17 protein-coding genes and 1 pseudogene are annotated in these 18,132 nt (G+C 64.4%); 9 read left to right on the top strand and 9 right to left on the bottom strand.

The features are described 5' to 3' along the window. Positions 1–116: 116 nt before the first annotated feature. The 5 genes from epd (at position 117) to fba (ending at position 4,237) form a co-directional block, all read left to right on the top strand. Positions 117–1,169, top strand: a complete 1,053-nt coding sequence (gene epd / locus CAG33_RS03545) for an erythrose-4-phosphate dehydrogenase (RefSeq protein WP_085580742.1) — start codon at positions 117–119, stop codon at positions 1,167–1,169. 17 nt (positions 1,170–1,186) lie between these two features. Continuing rightward, positions 1,187–2,350: a phosphoglycerate kinase gene (locus tag CAG33_RS03540; RefSeq protein ID WP_085580739.1), complete on the top strand. Its 1,164-nt coding sequence runs from the start codon at positions 1,187–1,189 to the stop codon at positions 2,348–2,350. 34 nt (positions 2,351–2,384) lie between these two features. After that, positions 2,385–2,606 (top strand): hypothetical protein, encoded by a 222-nt coding sequence (locus CAG33_RS03535; RefSeq protein ID WP_085580737.1) that lies wholly within the window; start codon positions 2,385–2,387, stop codon positions 2,604–2,606. A 57-nt stretch (positions 2,607–2,663) separates the two neighbouring features. After that, complete coding sequence (locus CAG33_RS03530; protein WP_085580735.1) at positions 2,664–2,996, top strand: MliC family protein; 333 nt, start codon at positions 2,664–2,666, stop codon at positions 2,994–2,996. A 176-nt stretch (positions 2,997–3,172) separates the two neighbouring features. Then, on the top strand, positions 3,173–4,237 hold the full coding sequence (fba, locus tag CAG33_RS03525; protein ID WP_085580733.1) for a class II fructose-bisphosphate aldolase: 1,065 nt from the start codon (positions 3,173–3,175) through the stop codon (positions 4,235–4,237). 79 nt (positions 4,238–4,316) lie between these two features. Here fba and CAG33_RS03520 read toward each other — a convergent pair whose 3' ends face one another. The 4 genes and pseudogenes from CAG33_RS03520 to CAG33_RS03505 all read right to left on the bottom strand — a co-directional run bounded on the left by CAG33_RS03520 (position 4,317) and on the right by CAG33_RS03505 (position 6,445). Next, positions 4,317–4,568, bottom strand: a complete 252-nt coding sequence (locus CAG33_RS03520) for a transcriptional regulator (RefSeq protein ID WP_085580731.1) — start codon at positions 4,566–4,568, stop codon at positions 4,317–4,319. Between the two features lie 169 nt (positions 4,569–4,737). After that, positions 4,738–4,857 (bottom strand): annotated as a pseudogene (locus tag CAG33_RS28970) (DUF6124 family protein); the annotation flags it as partial. A gap of 177 nt (positions 4,858–5,034) precedes the next feature. Further along, positions 5,035–5,388, bottom strand: coding sequence for a DUF6124 family protein (locus tag CAG33_RS03510; RefSeq protein ID WP_085636941.1), 354 nt, complete (start codon positions 5,386–5,388; stop codon positions 5,035–5,037). A 388-nt stretch (positions 5,389–5,776) separates the two neighbouring features. Beyond that, positions 5,777–6,445: a polysaccharide lyase family 7 protein gene (locus CAG33_RS03505; RefSeq protein ID WP_085636938.1), complete on the bottom strand. Its 669-nt coding sequence runs from the start codon at positions 6,443–6,445 to the stop codon at positions 5,777–5,779. A gap of 322 nt (positions 6,446–6,767) precedes the next feature. Between CAG33_RS03505 and CAG33_RS03500 the strand changes: the two genes are divergently transcribed. From CAG33_RS03500 to CAG33_RS03490, 3 genes are read left to right on the top strand one after another with little or no spacing between them, the layout of a single operon-like run. After that, a complete protein-coding gene (locus CAG33_RS03500; RefSeq protein ID WP_085580724.1) occupies positions 6,768–8,891 on the top strand; it encodes a bifunctional diguanylate cyclase/phosphodiesterase in 2,124 nt (707 codons plus the stop codon). 46 nt (positions 8,892–8,937) lie between these two features. Beyond that, positions 8,938–9,429, top strand: coding sequence for a M48 family metallopeptidase (locus CAG33_RS03495; protein WP_085630018.1), 492 nt, complete (start codon positions 8,938–8,940; stop codon positions 9,427–9,429). Positions 9,430–9,459: 30 nt separating this feature from the next. Continuing rightward, a complete protein-coding gene (locus CAG33_RS03490; RefSeq protein ID WP_085580718.1) occupies positions 9,460–9,756 on the top strand; it encodes a helix-turn-helix domain-containing protein in 297 nt (98 codons plus the stop codon). A gap of 118 nt (positions 9,757–9,874) precedes the next feature. Here the strand turns inward: CAG33_RS03490 and CAG33_RS03485 are convergent, their stop codons facing one another. Continuing rightward, complete coding sequence (locus CAG33_RS03485; protein ID WP_085580716.1) at positions 9,875–10,327, bottom strand: GNAT family N-acetyltransferase; 453 nt, start codon at positions 10,325–10,327, stop codon at positions 9,875–9,877. A gap of 255 nt (positions 10,328–10,582) precedes the next feature. Here CAG33_RS03485 and CAG33_RS03480 point away from each other — a divergent pair, with 255 nt between their 5' ends. Further along, positions 10,583–11,320, top strand: coding sequence for an ABC transporter substrate-binding protein (locus CAG33_RS03480; RefSeq protein WP_085580714.1), 738 nt, complete (start codon positions 10,583–10,585; stop codon positions 11,318–11,320). Positions 11,321–11,454: 134 nt separating this feature from the next. On the opposite strand, the gene yccS is transcribed toward CAG33_RS03480, so the two are convergent. The 4 genes from yccS to mdtD all read right to left on the bottom strand — a co-directional run bounded on the left by yccS (position 11,455) and on the right by mdtD (position 18,068). Then, on the bottom strand, positions 11,455–13,638 hold the full coding sequence (gene yccS, locus CAG33_RS03475) for a YccS family putative transporter (RefSeq protein WP_085580712.1): 2,184 nt from the start codon (positions 13,636–13,638) through the stop codon (positions 11,455–11,457). Between the two features lie 276 nt (positions 13,639–13,914). Next, positions 13,915–15,093 carry an NAD(P)/FAD-dependent oxidoreductase gene (locus CAG33_RS03470; RefSeq protein ID WP_085580710.1) on the bottom strand — a complete coding sequence of 393 codons (1,179 nt, stop codon included), beginning with the start codon at positions 15,091–15,093 and terminating at the stop codon, positions 13,915–13,917. Positions 15,094–15,174: 81 nt separating this feature from the next. Then, positions 15,175–16,560 carry an ATP-dependent RNA helicase DbpA gene (gene dbpA / locus CAG33_RS03465; protein ID WP_085630434.1) on the bottom strand — a complete coding sequence of 462 codons (1,386 nt, stop codon included), beginning with the start codon at positions 16,558–16,560 and terminating at the stop codon, positions 15,175–15,177. An 80-nt stretch (positions 16,561–16,640) separates the two neighbouring features. After that, positions 16,641–18,068, bottom strand: a complete 1,428-nt coding sequence (gene mdtD / locus CAG33_RS03460) for a multidrug transporter subunit MdtD (protein ID WP_085580708.1) — start codon at positions 18,066–18,068, stop codon at positions 16,641–16,643. Positions 18,069–18,132: the final 64 nt, after the last annotated feature.

Raw genomic sequence — 18,132 nt, 5'->3', positions numbered from 1 at the left:
TCCGTTCAGTCAGCACATAGGTTGAAGCGGATGGCCCTATCGCTGGCAAGCCAGCTCCCACAAGGGCTGTGTCGCACATAAGCATTGCGTCTGGTCTGCGTATTATCGAGAACCCCATGCCTCAACCGCGTCCCTACAAAGTTGCACTCAACGGCTACGGCCGGATTGGTCGTTGCGTCTTGCGTGCGTTGTTCGAGCGAGGCGAGAAGGCCGGGTTCGAGATTGTCGCGATCAACGACCTGGCCGACATGGCCAGCATCGAATACCTGACACGCTTCGACTCCACCCACGGCCGGTTTCCCGGCGAAGTGAAGGTCGACGGCGATTGTCTGCACATTAACGGCGACTGCGTGAAGGTGTTGCGCAGTCCCACCCCCGAAGGCATCGATTGGGCGTCCCTGGGCGTCGATCTGGTGCTCGAATGCTCCGGCGCCTGGCACACCCGCGGCGACGGCCAGCGCTTTCTCGACGCCGGCGCGCCGCGGGTGCTGTTCTCCCAGCCGATGGCCAGCGAGTCGGATGTCGACGCCACCATCGTCTACGGCGTCAACCAGGACTGCCTGACCGGCGCCGAGCGCCTGGTGTCCAACGCCTCCTGCACCACCAACTGCGGCGTGCCGCTGCTGCGCCTGCTGGACCGGGCGGTGGGGCTGGAGTACGTGTCGATCACCACGATCCACTCGGCGATGAACGATCAGCCGGTCATCGACGCCTATCACCACGAAGACCTGCGCCGCACCCGTTCGGCGTTCCAGTCGGTGATTCCGGTGTCCACCGGCCTTGCGCGCGGCATCGAGCGCCTGCTGCCGGAACTTGCCGGGCGAATTCAGGCCAAAGCCGTACGCGTGCCGACGGTCAACGTGTCCTGCCTCGACATCACGATGCAGACCGCGAACGACACCGACGCCGCCGAGGTCAACCGGATCCTGCGCGACGCCGCCACCGCCGGCCCGCTCAAGGGGTTGCTGGCCTACACCGAGCTGCCCCATGCCAGTTGCGATTTCAACCATGACCCACATTCGGCCATCGTCGATGCCAGTCAGACCCGCGTCTCCGGCCCACGGCTGGTGAACATCCTGGCCTGGTTCGACAACGAATGGGGTTTTGCCAACCGAATGCTGGACGTTGCAGAGCACTATCTGCAGACAGCGATTCCAACAAACAAGTAATCCAGGAAGTGCGACCCATGACCGTGTTGAAGATGTCCGACCTCGATCTGCAAGGTAAGCGCGTATTGATCCGCGAAGACCTCAACGTCCCAGTCAAGGACGGTGCAGTCACCAGCGATGCGCGCATCCTGGCTTCGCTGCCGACCATCAAGCTGGCCCTGGAGAAAGGCGCGGCGGTGATGGTCTGCTCGCACCTGGGCCGTCCGACCGAAGGCGAGTTCTCCGCCGAGAACAGCCTCAAGCCTGTCGCCGACTACCTGAGCAAGGCTCTGGGCCGCGAAGTGCCGCTGGTGGCCGACTACCTGGGCGGCGTTGACGTCAAGGCCGGCGACATCGTGCTGTTCGAGAACGTGCGCTTCAACAAGGGCGAGAAAAAGAACGCCGACGAACTGGCCCAGCAATACGCCGCCCTGTGCGACGTGTTCGTGATGGACGCCTTCGGCACCGCCCACCGCGCCGAGGGTTCGACCCACGGCGTGGCCAAGTTCGCCAAGGTCGCCGCCGCAGGCCCGCTGCTGGCCGCCGAACTGGACGCGCTGGGCAAGGCCCTGGGCGCGCCGGCCAAGCCGATGGCCGCCATCGTTGCCGGCTCCAAGGTCTCGACCAAACTGGACGTGCTGAACAGCCTGAGCCAGATCTGCGACCAACTGATCGTCGGCGGCGGCATCGCCAACACCTTCCTGGCGGCGGCCGGTCACCCGGTCGGCAAGTCCCTGTACGAGCCGGACCTGCTGGACACCGCCCGCGCCATCGCCGCCAAGGTCAGCGTGCCGCTGCCGGTGGACGTGGTGGTGGCCAAGGAATTCGCCGAAACCGCCGCCGCCACCGTCAAGCTGATCGGTGACGTGGCCGCCGACGACATGATCCTGGACATCGGCCCGCAGACCGCAGCCAACTTCGCCGAACTGCTGAAATCGTCGAAGACCATCCTGTGGAACGGCCCGGTCGGCGTGTTCGAGTTCGACCAGTTCGGCAACGGCACCAAAGTGCTGGCCCAGGCCATCGCCGAAAGCGCCGCGTTCTCCATCGCCGGCGGCGGCGACACCCTGGCGGCCATCGACAAGTATGGCGTGGCCAGTGATATCTCCTACATTTCCACCGGTGGCGGCGCGTTCCTCGAATTCGTCGAAGGCAAGGTGCTGCCGGCCGTCGAAGTCCTGGAAAGCCGGGCCAAGGCCTGAGGCCGCCCGATTGGCCAGGCAAAGGAGTGTTCACATGGTCAAGTCGTTAGCGCTGTTGCTGCTGACCGCTGCGCTGGCCGCCTGCGGGAGCCACCCGCAGGCCGACGCGCAGCCGGACGCCGGCGAGGCGCACAAGGGCTGCTACCAGGCCGACTGGCAAGCCGAAACCAACCCGGTGCTGAACAAGCGCTCGGGGCCGGAAGGCCTGGACAAGTACGAGACGCAAACCCCGGCCAAGGAACAGGGCTGTCCTTGACGGGTCTGACCCTTTAACTCAGGGCCGGCGGCGTGCGCCGTCGGTCGAGGAACACGGATGAAAGGCTTGATCGCCGTTGCGGCGTTGGGATTGTTGGGCGGTTGCGCACAGTTGGGGCTGTTTCAGCCGTCCGCACCGGCGGACGACTGGACAACCTGGACCTGCGACAGCCAGGCCAAGGTGCTGTGGCGCTACACCGATGCCGGGCGCAAGGAAGTCGACGTGCGCCTGGGCGGCGGCGATCAGGTCTACCGCCTGAAGGAAGAGCCGGGCGCGTCGGGTGCGCTGTACAGCGACAACATGCTGGCGTTTCACATCAAGGGTGAGGAAGGCCTGGTCTACTGGGTCGCCACCAATGATCTGATCGGCCGGGGCTGCAAGGCGCAGTGACACGATTGAACGGATGTGCAGAGGTCCGATGCAGGGGCCTTTGCCGTTCACAGGATTTTGGCAACACCGAATCACCGGACCGGGCCTCGACCCCCGATCCGCAATCACTTGAATAGCCGCCGCCGCTCCGGCAGGCTGGCACGATTAACGACCCTCAACCGGGAGAGACACACACAATGGCACTCATCAGCATGCGCCAGATGCTGGACCACGCAGCCGAATTCGGCTACGGCGTTCCGGCCTTCAACGTCAACAACCTTGAACAAATGCGCGCCATCATGGAAGCCGCTGACAAGACTGACTCCCCGGTGATCGTCCAGGCTTCGGCCGGTGCCCGCAAATACGCAGGTGCCCCGTTCCTGCGTCACCTGATCCTGGCGGCCATCGAAGAATTCCCGCACATCCCGGTGTGCATGCACCAGGACCACGGCACCAGCCCTGACGTCTGCCAGCGCTCCATCCAGCTGGGCTTCAGCTCGGTGATGATGGACGGCTCCCTGGGCGAAGACGGCAAGACTCCGACCGACTACGAATACAACGTGCGCGTCACCCAACAGACCGTCGCCATGGCTCACGCCTGCGGCGTTTCGGTTGAAGGCGAGCTGGGCTGCCTGGGTTCGCTGGAAACCGGCATGGCCGGCGAAGAAGACGGCATCGGCGCCGAAGGCGTGCTGGATCACAGCCAGATGCTGACCGACCCGGAAGAAGCCGCCGACTTCGTCAAGAAGACTCAAGTTGACGCCCTGGCCATCGCCATCGGCACCAGCCACGGCGCCTACAAGTTCACCAAGCCGCCGACCGGCGACGTGCTGGCCATCGACCGCATCAAGGAAATCCACAAGCGCATCCCGAACACCCACCTGGTGATGCACGGTTCCTCGTCTGTTCCGCAAGAGTGGCTGGCGATCATCAACCAGTACGGCGGCGACATCAAAGAAACCTACGGCGTACCGGTCGAAGAGATCGTCGAAGGCATCAAGCACGGCGTGCGCAAGGTCAACATCGACACCGACCTGCGCCTGGCGTCCACCGGTGCGATGCGTCGCCTGATGGCCACCAACCCGAGCGAGTTCGACCCGCGCAAGTTCTTCGGTGAGACCGTGAAGGCCATGCGTGATGTGTGCATCGCGCGTTACGAGGCTTTCGGCACTGCCGGTAATGCTTCGAAGATCAAACCGGTTTCGCTGGAAGGGATGTATCAGCGTTATCTGAAAGGTGAGTTGAACGCTAAGGTCAATTGAGACTGGCGTTGAGCTGATTCAAAAGAAACCCGCCGAGAGGCGGGTTTTTTGTGGGCGCTGAGAAACCAGCCAGAGATTTTTACTCGAACAATCCCTCTAGCTCTTCAAGCGTCGGCATGCCCGCCGGAACGACGGTGAGTTCGCAATCGAGAGCGCACAATGCGCGAGCGTAGGCGATCATGCCGACAGAGAGGGTGCCTTTCTCGATAGCAATCACTTTGTATCGCGTCAATCGCGCGAGTTCGGCAAGTTGCGCCTGGGTCAGGCCGAGAGCGATACGTTTTCCGCGTATCTGAGCACCAAGTCGGCTGACGAGCAGAATATGATCCATGTGTCGTTAACGTAACATTCGTGAGGGAGTGTTCTTTAAACGGAACACTGAGTTTGAGCGAGCTTACGCCTGTGACGATCGAGCGAATGACACCCATAACGGACATTTCCAGTACCGATTGGGCAAAAGTCCGTTACAGGTAACATTTCTCACTGGGTTCCAACCCCAATCACACCTTTAACTCAACATGATCCAGCGCCTGATTCACCGCCAACTCTCCGAGCATCACCACTTGGGCGATGCCCAACGCGGTCTTGCGATAAGGCGTGTCGAGAGTGGCGGCGAAGTTGGGAGAAAGGGGAGAAAGGGGACGGATATATTTACTGATTAAATAAATCTGTCCCCTTAATACTGAAACGGCTGGCAGGTTGGCATTCACTCTTTCATTTGTGCATCGCTACAGAAAACCCACCGATTGGCGGGTTTTCGATGGCGTAAGTCAGGTGCGTGTCATCCGGTTCGAGCGCTACAGCTTCGGCTCAACGTTATCCAACGCCTGATTCACGGCCAATTCTCCCAGCATGACCAGTTGCGCAATGCCCTGGGCCAGTTTGCGGTGCGGGGTGTCGAGCAGGGTGGTGAAGTGGTCGAGCATGGCGCTGGCCGAGCCGAGGTTTTCGCTGGCGTCGGCCAGCAGGGATTCGGTGGTGTAGGCCGGGTTGGCGAAGTACATGGGGTCATGGGCGGGGTAGTTGGGCGTGACGGGGTTGAGGTAGTGGTCGAGGGCACGTTCGGCGGCTTCGTGGAGTTTGCGGGAATCGATGGATTCGTAGGGGGAGGCCGGATCGGTTTCAGGTGGATGCGGTGTCGATTTGATCATTGATGGTTTCTCGGATTGGGGCCGCAAACATCTCGCTACTAAACGGAGGGTGGCGGCTGTACGCAAGTTAGTAGACCGGGCAAAACCACCAAATCCCGGCGCACCCGAAGGCGCCATGCGCACAGCCACCATCAAGTGCAGGCGAAGGCCTGACGGGATGACGCTTGTACGGTGGTGGAAGTGCCGGGCTACTAAACCCGATCACTGGAAATCAGTGACGCGAACCAAGTTACCGAGGGCCCCCCAGGCGCACAAGCCGGCGGATTCTGGCGTACCGGTAGGCAGCGGCGCAAGCCGTTGTAGGCCTGGGGACGTAACGCCGGGTGTCTGTAAACGGGTGCGTTTAAGCGCGCTGCCCAAGGCCGGAAATCCCTGTGGTGAGGGTCGGTTACTTGTTGTGATCAATGTCGAGCTTGGAAAACGTCACCTGCCCACCCTCGCTCGTGTAGCCGGTGTTGTCCTGCACATACACCCCGGCCTTGAAATACAGCGGCTTGTTGCGCCAGGTCGCGCTGATCTGCGAATCCCATTGATAGCCCGCCGCGCTGACGCCCAAGGCGCCGCCGGGGCTGAGGTGGATGAGGTAGTTGAACTCGCGATCCAGTTTGATCCCGGTGGCGAGGGTGATGACGCGGCTTTCGTCCTGATCGGGGTGGGTGCGCAACTTGATCACCAGGTTGCCGGTCTCGGTGCTGGTTTTGTACTGGTATTCGAGTTTGAGCATCGGCTTCTGGCTTTCGTAGGCGTGGATCTGGCCGATGACGATCTTGCCGGAGCTGGGCACCTTGTTCACCGCCAAGGTTGCGCGCAGCAGGTTGTCGGCGTCGGGGTAGTACCAGTTGCGCAGGGTGCCGTTGCTGTAGGTCTCGCGCAGTTCGGTGCGCGGGTAGATGGCGTTCTCGGTTTTGGAGCCGGTGACCGGCGACCAGAAGAACAGCGTGCCGGTGTCGGAGTGGAAGTACTGGTCCTTGAAGCCGTTCACCAGTTTGGCGGTGTCGACGGTGTACGGCGGGTTGCCGACGGGAACGCTGAGGTTCCAGGTTGCGAGGTCGATCATGTCGGTGCTTCCGCTGATTTTCGCTGCACGCGCGTGCCAGAAGCTCTAGCCCGCGCCTTTCGGGGGCGGCCTTTATAAGCGCAAGGGTGTTTTTTGTTAACGCCCGCTCGGCGGATGATTGGCGCCAACATCCTGTCGAAGTGCCATCCTTCCCGGTTTCCGGGGGCTTCAGCGACGACCGTTAGTCGGCTACTCAAGCGTTTGCTTGGGTGATGGCCCTGTGATAGCTACAGCTTTTGCCGATCCCGGACTAGAGTGATGGCTCAGTAGGTGTACGGTTTTTCACCGGAATCCCGTCTGACGTCCCGACAAGAGAAGCAGCATGGAATGCGCGCAACCACAGCCAGGTGAAGGCAGCTCAGTCCTTTTGATCGTTGATGATTACCCTGAAAACCTGATCAGCATGCGGGCGTTGCTGCAACGCCAGGACTGGCAGGTGATGACGGCCGCCTCAGGCTTCGAGGCGCTGAACCTGTTGCTTGAGCACGATATCGACCTGGTGCTGCTGGATGTGCAGATGCCGGGCATGGACGGTTTCGAGGTCGCGCGGCTGATGCGCGGCAGCCAGCGCACGCGCCTGACGCCGATCATTTTCCTGACCGCCAACGAGCAGTCCCAGGACGCCGTGATCAAGGGCTACGCCAGCGGTGCGGTGGATTACCTGTTCAAGCCCTTCGACCCGCAGATCCTCAAGCCCAAGGTGCAGGCGTTGCTGGAGCACCAGCGCAACCGGCGGGCCTTGCAGCGCCTGAGCCAGGACCTGGAGATCGCCCGGGCGTTCAACGCCTCGGTGCTGGACAACGCGGCGGAGGGGATCCTGGTGTTGGCCGAGGACGGCTTGATCCGGTTCGCCAACCCGGCGATCTCCCGGCTGCTCAATGCTCCGGTGCAGGAACTGCAAGGTCAGGAGTTTCTCGATTTCCTGCAAAAGCCTCACATTCCCTTGTGGGCCGATTCCGATTTTTACGTGAGCTACAAGCGCGGCGAAACCCTGCGCCTGCACGACGCCTTGCTGCGCACCGCGCCGGGCCAGCAGGTGCCGGTGGCGTTGTCCTGCGCGCCGCTGCCCACCGAACAGCATGCGATGGTGGTGACGGTGCTGGACATGTCGGTGGTGCGCCACCTGCATCAGCAGCTGGAGTTCCAGGCCGTCACCGACCCCTTGACCGGGCTGCTCAACCGGCGCGGCTTCTACCAGACCGTGGAGAACCTGCTGCTGCGCGGCGAGCGCAGCGACAGCGCCTGGGTGCTGATGTACCTGGACCTCGACGGCTTCAAGCGGGTCAACGATTCCCTCGGCCACGATGCCGGCGACCGGGTGCTGCGCTGGGTGTCCGAGCAGTTGAAGGCGTGCCTGCGCCCGTTCGACATCCTGGCGCGGATGGGCGGGGACGAGTTCACGGCGCTGCTGGACCTGGAGTTTCCCGAGCAGGCGGCGAAGATCGCGGAGAAGCTCATCGAACGGGTGTCGATCTGTCAGCAGATCGAGGGCATGGACGTCACGTTGGGTGCCAGCATCGGCATCGCCACTTACCCGGATTGCGGCAACAGCGTCGATGGGTTGCTGCGCGCCTCGGACATCGCCATGTACGAGGCCAAGCGCGCCGGGCGTCAGCAGTACCGCTTCTACGACCCGGAGATGAACGGCCGGGCGCGCTCGCGGCTGATGCTGGAAGAGAGCGTGCGCACCGCCATCGAGAACCTCGACTTCAATCTGGTGTACCAGCCGCAGGTGGCGATCGCCGACGGGCGGATCCGTGGCTTCGAGGCGTTGCTGCGCTGGCACCATCCGAGCGCCGGCGACGTGCCGCCGGGCCTGTTCCTGCCGTTGCTGGAGGAAGCGCAGCTGATCAGCCGCCTCGGCAGCTGGATCTACCACCACAGCGCCGGGCAGCGGAAGGCCTGGCAGGCGCAGTTCGACGAGGACCTGGTGCTGGGCGTGAGCCTGAGCAACACCCAGTTCGGCCTGCCGAACCTGGTCACCGAGCTGCGGCAGGTGCTGGAACGTCATGGGTTGAAGCCACGGCAGTTGGAGGTGGAAGTCACCGAAGAGGCGCTGACGGTCAACCCGGACGACACGCGCAAGCAACTGCGCCTGTTGCGCAACCTCGGGGTGCGGGTGGCGCTGGACGACTTCGGCTCCGGCGCGTGCTCCTTGGCGCACCTGCGCGACCTTGAGTTGGATACGCTGAAGCTCGACCGACACCTGATCGCCCGATTGCCGGACTCGGCGCGGGACGCCTCGCTGGTGCGCAGCGTGCTCGAACTGAGCAAGGAGTACGGCCTGCTGGTGATCGCCGAGGGTGTCGAGACCCTGGCGCAGTACCGATGGCTGCAGGCCCATGGCTGCGAATACGTGCAAGGCTTCCTGGTGGCGCGGCCGATGGTCGCCGACGAGACCGTGCGGTTTGCCCAGCCGTTCGACTGGGGCGCGTTGGTCGGTTGAATTCGCTACACTGGCGGCCTTTCCATGAGCCCGTACCGCCAGCCCCATGACTGCGTTGAAATACCTCCAGGCCTATCCCGTGCAACTGCAGGATCAGGTGCGCCAGCTGATCGCCGACGGTCGCCTCGGCGACTACCTCGACCAACGCTACCCCGGCCGTCACGACGTGCAGAGCGACAAGGCCCTGTACGGCTACGCGCTGGAGCTGAAGCAGGAATACCTGCGCAACGCCCCGGCCATCGACAAGGTGCTGTTCGACAACCGCCTCGACCTGACCCACCGCGCCCTTGGCCTGCACACCACGGTGTCGCGGGTGCAGGGCGGCAAGCTCAAGGCCAAGAAGGAAATCCGCATCGCCTCGCTGTTCAAGGAGGCCGCGCCGCAATTCCTGAAGATGATCGTGGTGCACGAACTGGCGCATTTCAAAGAGTCGGACCACAACAAGGCGTTCTACAAGCTGTGCGAGCACATGTTGCCGGGCTATCACCAGATCGAGTTCGACCTGCGGGTGTACCTGACCTGGCGGGATCTGCAGTAGCGATCAACTGACGCGACAAGGAGTGTGTGGATGGACGTGAGCAAGACCAAGAGCAGTTTCTACCGCCGTCTGTACGTGGCGTACCTGATCGACAGCGGCCTGGCCAGCAGCGTGCCGGCGCTGACCGACGCCACCGGCATGCCCCGGCGCACGGCGCAGGACACCATCGCGGCGCTGGCGGACCTGGACATCGTCTGCGAGTTCGAGCAGGAAGAGGGTGCGCGCAACCATGCCGGGCGCTACCGGATCCGCGAGTGGGGGGCGATCGACCGGGGGTGGATCGAGCGCAACCTGCGGCAGATCAAGGCGGTGCTGGAGTATCCCTGAGTGCTGCGGTGAGCGGGCCGGCCCCATCGCCAGCAGGCTGGCTCCCACAGGTTCTGTGCCAGGCGCAACAGTGTGGGAGCAACGGTCTTGATCCTGCGGCGATCCGACGATGAGGCCCTCAGGCCCGGCGCATGCCGATGTGCGGAATGTCGTCTTCGAGGTATTCCTCGCCTGCCACGGCGAACCCGTAACGCCCGTAATACCCTTGCAGGTGCGCCTGGGCCGACAGGTAGACCGGCACCTGCGGCCAATGCTTTTCGGCCTGCTTCAGCGCCTGTTCCATCAGGGTGTGGCCCAGGCCCTTGCCGCGCCCTGACGGCGCGGTGAGCACCCGGCCGATCACCACGTCGCCGCCCTGGGACTGCGGATCCAGCAGGCGCAGGTAAGCCACCAGCTCGTCGCCTTCCCAGCCCATCAGGTGGCAGGTGTCGCCTTCCAGGTCCTGGCCGTCGGGGTCCAGGTAGGCGCAGCGCTGTTCGACCACGAACACTTGCGAGCGTAGCTTCAGGATGGCGTACAGCTGCTCCTTGCCCAGATCGCTGTGATGTTTGCAGACCCACTCGATTGTCATTGTCCGGTTCCTTGATTGGCGTCGCCCGATACTAAGCGCCGGGCCGGAATCTGTCTGCATGGCGCATAAATCTGTGACAAAGACCAAAATGCCATCATTCCGTCCTCGCGGTTCCGAGTTCTTTGTGTAATCTGCTGGTAAGCACTGTGCACTGGCTGCAATGAGCTAATGTTAGGGCCTGGGATGCGCGTCCACAGGCCTTGGGGTTTTGACTGAAAACACGCCGGGCAGCCCGCCCGCTAAGGATTTTCAAGCATGCCGCGATTGCATCGAGCCTTTGCTTTGATCGGATTGCTGTTGCTGGGCCAAAGCGCTGCCGCGGACAAGCTGCGCCTGGTGTTCGATGTCTGGCCGCCGTTCACCGACGAAACGCTGGCCAACGGCGGGCTGGCCACGGACATCGTCAGCACGGCCCTGTCCCGGGCCGGGTATGCCAGCAGCTATGAACAGGTGCCGTGGGCGCGGGCCTTGCTCGGCGTCGGCGAGGGCCGCTACGACGTGCTGGTCAACGCCTGGTACAACGACGAGCGGACCAAGCTTGGGCAGTTCTCCGGCGAGTACCTGCTCAACCGCGTGCGGTTCCTCAAGCGCAAGGACATGCCACTGGAATACAGCAGTCTGGAGGAACTGCACACCTACCCGATCGCGGTGGTGCGCGGTTACGCCTATTCGGCGCCGTTCGACGCCGACACCGCGTTGCAGAAGGTGCCGGTGCACAACTTCGCCATGGCCGTGCGCATGCTGGCGGCGGACCGGGTCAAGCTGACGCTGGAGGACGAGTACGTCGCGCGCTACTACCTGGCCCGCGAAGCGCCGAAGGTGCGCAACGCCGTGGAATTCCTGCCCAAGCCCCTGAGCGAGAACAGCCTGCACATCCTGGTGAGCCTGAAGAACCCGCAGCACGAGCAGATCGTGGCCGGGTTCGACCGGGAGATCGCGGCGATGAAGGCTGACGGCAGCTACGACAAGTTGCTCAGGCAGCATGGCATGTGAGCCCTGATCCGGAATCCGCTGTGCGGTGGATGGCCTCATCGCCAGCAGGCTGGCTCCCACAGTGGACTGTATTCCAGTCTTCAAAGGTGGGAGCCACCCTGCTGGCGATGACGCCATGAAAGGCGCCGCAGGACTCAGGCCTCGCCGGTGTCCTTGATCAAATGCGCCGCCAGGGTCCGCAACGGGCCCAACTGACGGCAGATCAACGCCAGTTGCGTCTGCACCAGCCGCTGCCCCTCATCGATCTCGTCCGGCATCTGCTCCAGCGCGTTGGCCAGCGCTTCTTCCTCGTCGCTCTGGATCGCGATCGGCTGCTTGCTCGCCAGGCCCTGGGCGATGTCGTCGATGCTGGCGGCCAGGCTGACGCCGGCGCCGTCGATCAGGTGCTCGCGTACGTCCTCCGGCAAGCGGGTTTCCCGGTGCGCGCCCAGGCCCGAGAGATAACTGAGCAGGGTGTGCGACAGCACCAGGAAGCGGAACCCGACGTCGGCCTCCTTACGGAAATGCCCAGGCTCCATGAGCATGTTCGCCAGGGTGGTGGACAGCGCCGCGTCGGCGTTGTGCGCGTTGCGCCGGGCCAGCCGGTAGGCGAGGTCGTCGCTCTTGCCGGCGGCGTACTGCTGCATGATCTGGCGCAGGTAGATGCTGTTGCAGGTCAGGGTGTTGGCCAGCACCTTGTTCAGGCGCCGGCCCTGCCAGTCCGGCAGGAACAGGAACACCGCCAGGCCCGCGATCAGGCTGCCCAGCAGGGTGTCGAGCAGGCGCGGGACGAACAGGCCGTAGCCGTCGCCCACCTGGTTGAAGCAGAACAGCACCATGATGGTGATCGCCGCGGTCGCCACGGTGTAGCGCGTGGTGCGGTTGGTGAAGAACACCACGCCGGCGGCGATGGCGAAGCACGACTGCACCAGCGGGCTGGGGAACAGGTCGAACAGCGCCCAGGCCACGGTCAGGCCGATGGCGGTGCCGAGGATCCGCTGGCCGAGCTTGCGCCGGGTGGCGCCGTAGTTCGGCTGGCAGACGAACAGCGTGGTGAGGATGATCCAGTAGCCCTGCGAAGGGTGGATCAGGTGCACCATGCCGTAGCCGATGCTCAAGGCCAGCGGCAGGCGCAGGGCGTGGCGGAACAGCAGCGAGGTCGGCGTCAGTTGCGTGCGCAGGCGCGTCCACACGTCCTTGAGGTTGCGCGGCGAACGGTCGAGCAGGCTGCTGTCGGTGGCGTCGGCCAGGGCGTCGGGGTTGCTGGCGTCGCTGAGCAGGCGGTCGAGGGTGCCGAGGTTGGCCGCCAGCGCCCGCAGCGAACGCAGCAGGCCGCGCCAGGCCGGGTTGCTCTGGATGCGCAGGTGTTCGAGGGAGGCGTGCAGGTCGCCCAACGCTTCGGCGAAGCTGGCGTCGTAGATGAACGGCTGGCGCATCTGGATCGATTCGGCCAGCGCCCGGCAGGCCTTGCCTTGCTGGCGCAGCAGGCGCTGGCAGCGGAACAGCACGTCGCTGTGGAAGAACGCGTCGGCCAGGGCGTTGTACGGGTAGTGCGAGGAACTGGCGCGCTCGTGGATGTCCTGGGCCAGGAAGTACAGCTTCAGGTAGCGGCTGACCTTGGAGCCTGGGCGACCGTTGCCGACCCGGTGCAGGATGATTTCCTTGGCGGTGTTGAGCGCCGCCACCACCCGGCCGTTCTGCTGCGCCAGCTCCAGGCGCCGGGCCTCGACGTCCAGTTGGCGGATCGGCTCGAACAGCGAGGCCTTGAGCTTGAGGTAGTAGCCCAGCTCGCGGAACAGCCGCGCCAGGCTCTGCTGCACCGGCTGGTTGGAGAACAACGCCTGCCACAGCACCGACAGCAGCCCGTACCACGCGGCGCCGGCCACCAGCAGCATCGGTTCGTGCCAGAAATCGCTGACCGCGCCGCCGCGCTGGTCGACGCCGATCATCGTGTACACCGACAGGATCAACGTCGCCGAGGCGATCGCCCCGTAGCGCTCGCCCAAGGCGCCGAGCATGGTCAGGCCGAAACTGGCCAGCGCCAGGGCGATGACGAACACGACGGGGTAGGGGAACAACAGCTCCACCGACAGCGCGGCGACGCTGAAGCAGACCAGCGTCACCGCCAGCGCGTTGAGGCGGCCTTGCCAGCTGTCGTCGGTCTCGGCCAGGGCGCTGGCGATGATCCCCAGGAACAGCGGGATCAGCAGCCCCATTTCATCCTGGAACCAGCACAGCGCCATGCTGCCGGTCAGGGCGATGAACACCCGCACGCTGTAGCTGAACTTGTCCAGCGCCCACAGGCGCCGCAAAGACTGACGAAACGAGGTCGAGGACATGAAATGCGAAGGCCTTCCGAGGCGATGCCGCTAAATTGAGCCAGTAATGACGCCGACGCAATGGCGCCGATCACATCGGACAGCAAAAAGTGTTCCTTGCATTGGTTTTGCCAAGCTCAATGTCCGAGGTTGGCAAAGAAACCTGTGGGAGCTGCGGTGCGACGATTCGACTTGCCAGAGATGGCTGACTGTCAGGCAACTACGATGTTGGCTCTACCGGCCTCATCGCTGGCAAGCCAGCTCCCACAGAAATTGCGTTTCATGTTTGAAAACGGATCAGACGTACTGCGCCGCCGCGTAGCCCGAGGCCCAGGCCCACTGGAAGTTGAAGCCGCCCAGGTGCCCGGTGACGTCGAGCACTTCGCCGACGAAGTACAGGCCCGGGCTTTTCAGCGATTCCATGGTCTTGGACGACACTTCCCGAGTATCGACGCCGCCCAGGGTGACTTCGGCGGTGCGGTAGCCCTCGGTGCCCGCCGGCACGACTTTCCAGCTGCCGAGCTTGTCGGCGATGTCCGCCAGCTCCGCGTGGGTGTACTGCTTCATCGGCTTGGAGGCGAACCAGTTGTCCGCCAGCAGGGTGGCCATCTTCTTGGTGAAGATTTCCCCGAGCAGGGTCTTCAGTTCGCTGTTCGGGCGTTCGGCCTGCTGCTGTTGCAGCCAGCCGGCGGCGTCGTGGTCCGGCAGCAGGTTGATCTCCACCGTGTCGCCGGATTCCCAGAACGACGAGATCTGCAGGATCGCCGGGCCGCTGAGGCCGCGGTGGGTGAACAGGATGTTCTCGCGAAAGCTCTGGCCGTTGCAGCTGACCAGGCAATCGACCGAGGTGCCCGACAGTTCGCCGCACAGGTCCTTGAGCTGGTCGGTGATGGTGAACGGCACCAGCCCGGCGCGGGTCGGCAGCAGTTCGTGGCCGAACTGCCTGGCCACCTGATAGCCGAAGCCGGTGGCGCCCAGGGTCGGGATCGACAGGCCGCCGGTGGCGATCACCAGCGACTGGCACTGGACCTGGCCGAGGGTGGTGTCGAGCAGGTAGCCGCCTTCGGTCTTCTCGATGGTCTGGATCGAGGTGTCCAGGCGCAGTTCGACGCCCACCTGGTCGCACTCGTCGAGGAGCATGCCGAGGATGTCGCTGGACTTGTTGTCGCAGAACAGCTGGCCGAGCTTCTTCTCGTGGTACGGCACGCCGTGCTTGGCGACCAGGCCGATGAAGTCCCACTGGGTGTAGCGGGCCAGGGCGGATTTGCAGAAATGCGGGTTCTGCGACAGGAAATTGCCGGGCTCGGTGTACATGTTGGTGAAGTTGCAGCGCCCGCCGCCCGACATCAGGATTTTCTTGCCGGCCTTGTTCGCGTGGTCGAGCAGCAGCACCTGGCGCCCACGCCCGGCGGCGGTCAGGGCACACATCAAACCGGCGGCGCCGGCGCCAATGATCACGACTTCGGTAGAGCGCAAAACGGTGTCCTCACACAAATTTCAAAATCACCGGAACCCCCTGCAGGAGCGAGCAGGCTCGCTCCTGCAGGTGTGTTGCTCTTACAAAATTCGCACCCGCAGCGAACGGCCCTTGATCTTGCCGCTGTTGAGCCGCGCCAGGGCCTGTTTGGCGATGCCGCGCTCCACCGCCACGTAGGCCTGGAAGTCGAAGATCGCGATCTTGCCCACCTGGGCGCCGGGGATGCCCGCGTCGCCGGTGAGGGCGCCGAGGATGTCGCCCGGACGCACCTTGTCCTTGCGCCCGGCGGCGATGCACAGGGTGCTCATGGCCGGCAGCAGCGGGCCGCCGCCCTGGGACTTGAGGTTGTCCACCTGATCCCAGTTCAGCGGGGCCTTCTGGCGCTCTTCGATGGCCCGTGCGCGGTGCGCTTCCGACGGCGCCACCAGGCTGACCGCGATGCCTTTCTCGCCGGCCCGGCCGGTGCGGCCGACGCGGTGGATGTGGACTTCGGAGTCGCGGGCCAGTTCGACGTTGATCACCATGTCCAGCGCATCGATGTCCAGGCCGCGGGCGGCGACGTCGGTGGCCACCAGCACCGAGGTGCTGCGGTTGGCGAACATCGCCAGCACCTGGTCGCGGTCGCGCTGCTCCAGGTCGCCGTGCAGGCCGACGGCCGAGATGCCCTTGGCGGTCAGGTGGTCGACGGTCTCCTGCACCTGCTGCTTGGTGAAGCAGAACGCCACGCAGGAGGCCGGGCGGAAGTGGCCGAGCACCTTGGTCACCGCGCTCAGGCGATCTTCGGGGGCGATCTCGTAGAAACGCTGTTCGATCTGGCTGTCGTCGTGCAGGGCCTCGACCTTCACCTGCTGCGGATCGCGCATGAAGTTCGACGCCAGCTGCTTGATGCCCGCCGGATACGTGGCGGAGAACAGCAGCGTCTGGCGGCGCGCCGGGGTCTGGCCGAGGATGTCTTCGATGGCGTCGTAAAAGCCCATGTCGAGCATGCGGTCGGCTTCGTCCAGCACCAGGGTGTTGAGGCCGTCGAGCACCAGGGTGCCCTTGCTCAGGTGCTGCTGGATGCGCCCCGGCGTGCCGACGATGATGTGCGCGCCGTGCTCCAGCGAAGCGATCTGCGGGCCGAAGGGCACGCCGCCGCACAGGGTCAGCACTTTGATGTTGTCTTCGGCGCGGGCCAGGCGGCGGATTTCCTTGGCCACCTGGTCGGCCAGCTCGCGGGTCGGGCACATCACCAGCGCCTGGCAGCCGAAGTAGCGCGGGTTGATCGGGTTCAGCAGGCCGACGCCGAACGCGGCGGTCTTGCCGCTGCCGGTCTTGGCCTGGGCGATCAGGTCCAGCCCCTTGAGGATCACCGGCAAGCTCTGCGCCTGGATCGGCGTCATCTGGGCGTAACCGAGGGAGTCGAGGTTAGCCAGCATGGCGGCGGACAGCGGCAAAGTGTTGAAAGCGGTGGCGATGGTGGTCACGGGACGGGCCTGCAAAACAAAATGTCGCGCAGTGTACCAGCACCGTGCCACTTTCCTCGAAAGTTCTGGACGAACAGCGGTCAATGTTCGATGTGCTGCTCCGCGCTGCGCACGCGCCGCCCGTCGTCCTTCGACAGCTGGGAGAAGATCGTGGCCGCCAGCATCGCCATCACGCCCACCGTCACGAACGTCAGCTGGAACGCGCCCAGGACGGTGTCGACGCCGTCGTTGCCGATCTGCGCGGTGAACCCGCCCAGCAGCGCGCCGGCGCAGGCCACGCCCAGGCTCAGCGACAGCTGCGCCACCACCGACAGCAGGCTGTTGCCGCTGCTGGCGCTGGCGTCGTCGAGGTCGATCAGGGTCACGGTGTTCATGGCGGTGAACTGGAGCGAGTTGATCGCCCCCAGGATCGCCAGCAGGCACAGCAGCAGCCAGTACGGCGTCTGCTCGCTGACCAGGCCCATGCTCGCCAGCATGATCCCCAGCGCCAAGGTGTTGCCGGTGAGCACGATGCGGTAGCCCAGGCGCTCGATCAGCGGCCGCGCCACCCACTTGGCGACCATCGCCGCAGCGGCCAGCGGCAGCATGCTCATCCCGGCCTGGGACGGCGAATAGCCCAGCGCCACCTGCAGCAGCAAGGGCACCAGGAACGGCAGGGCGCCGCTGCCCAGACGAGCGAACAGGTTGCCGAGGATGCCGACGGCGAAAGTGCGGGTCTTGAACAGCGACGGCGCGAACAGCGGATTGTCGATGTGCCCGGCGCGCAGCCAGTAGGCCGCCAGGCACGCCAGCCCGGCGAACAGCAGCAGCATCACCCGCAGGTGCGGCAGGTGCAGTTCGCCCAGGCCTTCCATGGCGATGGTGATCAGGATCATCGCCGCGCCGAACAGCACAAAGCCCATGCTGTCGAAGCGCGTGCGCTCGCTGCCGCGCAGGTCGGGGATGAACTTCCACACCGCGTAGCAGCCGATGACGCCCACCGGCAGGTTGATCAGGAAGATCCAGTGCCACGTCAGGTACTCCACCATCCAGCCGCCCATGGTCGGGCCGATCAGCGGGCCGAGCAGGCCGGGGATGGTGATGAAGCCCATGATCCGCACCAGTTCGGAGCGCGGGTAGGCGCGCAGCACCACCAGCCGTCCGACCGGCAGCATCAGCGCGCCGCCCAGGCCCTGGATCACCCGGGCGCCCACCAGCATGCTCAGGCTGCCCGACAGCGCACAAAGCAACGAGCCGAGGCTGAACAGCAGGATGGCGCCGAAGAAGATCTTCTTGGTGCCGAAGCGGTCGGCGATCCAGCCCGAGGCCGGAATCAAGAGGGCCACGGTGAGCATGTAGGCGATGACCACGCCCTGCATGCGCAGCGGGTCTTCGGCCAGGTCCTGTGCCATGGCGGGCAGGGCGGTGTTGAGGATCGTCCCGTCGAGGGACTGCATGAAGAAAGCGATGGCCACGACCCACGGCAACCAGCGGGCGGTGATGGCGTCAATCGGCGTGCGGTCGGGCATGGAACCTCTTGCGATGGTCGGGTAACCGGACAACCTGCGGGGGCGGGCCGGCCTGCGAAGAGGC

The organism is Pseudomonas sp. B3(2017), from assembly GCF_002113595.1.
Taxonomy (GTDB): domain Bacteria; phylum Pseudomonadota; class Gammaproteobacteria; order Pseudomonadales; family Pseudomonadaceae; genus Aquipseudomonas; species Aquipseudomonas ekonensis.
Note: the sequence above shows the minus strand (reverse complement) of the source record. Positions and strands in the feature narration are given on the sequence as shown.

What these genes read in the sequence shown, in the direction of transcription:
- epd (WP_085580742.1), top strand. Translation starts at nt 117, where the DNA reads ATGCCTCAACCGCGTCCCTACAAAGTTGCACTCAACGGCTACGGCCGG.
- CAG33_RS03540 (WP_085580739.1), top strand. Translation starts at nt 1,187, where the DNA reads ATGACCGTGTTGAAGATGTCCGACCTCGATCTGCAAGGTAAGCGCGTA.
- CAG33_RS03535 (WP_085580737.1), top strand. Translation starts at nt 2,385, where the DNA reads ATGGTCAAGTCGTTAGCGCTGTTGCTGCTGACCGCTGCGCTGGCCGCC.
- CAG33_RS03530 (WP_085580735.1), top strand. Translation starts at nt 2,664, where the DNA reads ATGAAAGGCTTGATCGCCGTTGCGGCGTTGGGATTGTTGGGCGGTTGC.
- fba (WP_085580733.1), top strand. Translation starts at nt 3,173, where the DNA reads ATGGCACTCATCAGCATGCGCCAGATGCTGGACCACGCAGCCGAATTC.
- CAG33_RS03520 (WP_085580731.1), bottom strand. Translation starts at nt 4,568, where the DNA reads ATGGATCATATTCTGCTCGTCAGCCGACTTGGTGCTCAGATACGCGGA.
- CAG33_RS03510 (WP_085636941.1), bottom strand. Translation starts at nt 5,388, where the DNA reads ATGATCAAATCGACACCGCATCCACCTGAAACCGATCCGGCCTCCCCC.
- CAG33_RS03505 (WP_085636938.1), bottom strand. Translation starts at nt 6,445, where the DNA reads ATGATCGACCTCGCAACCTGGAACCTCAGCGTTCCCGTCGGCAACCCG.
- CAG33_RS03500 (WP_085580724.1), top strand. Translation starts at nt 6,768, where the DNA reads ATGGAATGCGCGCAACCACAGCCAGGTGAAGGCAGCTCAGTCCTTTTG.
- CAG33_RS03495 (WP_085630018.1), top strand. Translation starts at nt 8,938, where the DNA reads ATGACTGCGTTGAAATACCTCCAGGCCTATCCCGTGCAACTGCAGGAT.
- CAG33_RS03490 (WP_085580718.1), top strand. Translation starts at nt 9,460, where the DNA reads ATGGACGTGAGCAAGACCAAGAGCAGTTTCTACCGCCGTCTGTACGTG.
- CAG33_RS03485 (WP_085580716.1), bottom strand. Translation starts at nt 10,327, where the DNA reads ATGACAATCGAGTGGGTCTGCAAACATCACAGCGATCTGGGCAAGGAG.
- CAG33_RS03480 (WP_085580714.1), top strand. Translation starts at nt 10,583, where the DNA reads ATGCCGCGATTGCATCGAGCCTTTGCTTTGATCGGATTGCTGTTGCTG.
- yccS (WP_085580712.1), bottom strand. Translation starts at nt 13,638, where the DNA reads ATGTCCTCGACCTCGTTTCGTCAGTCTTTGCGGCGCCTGTGGGCGCTG.
- mdtD (WP_085580708.1), bottom strand. Translation starts at nt 18,068, where the DNA reads ATGCCCGACCGCACGCCGATTGACGCCATCACCGCCCGCTGGTTGCCG.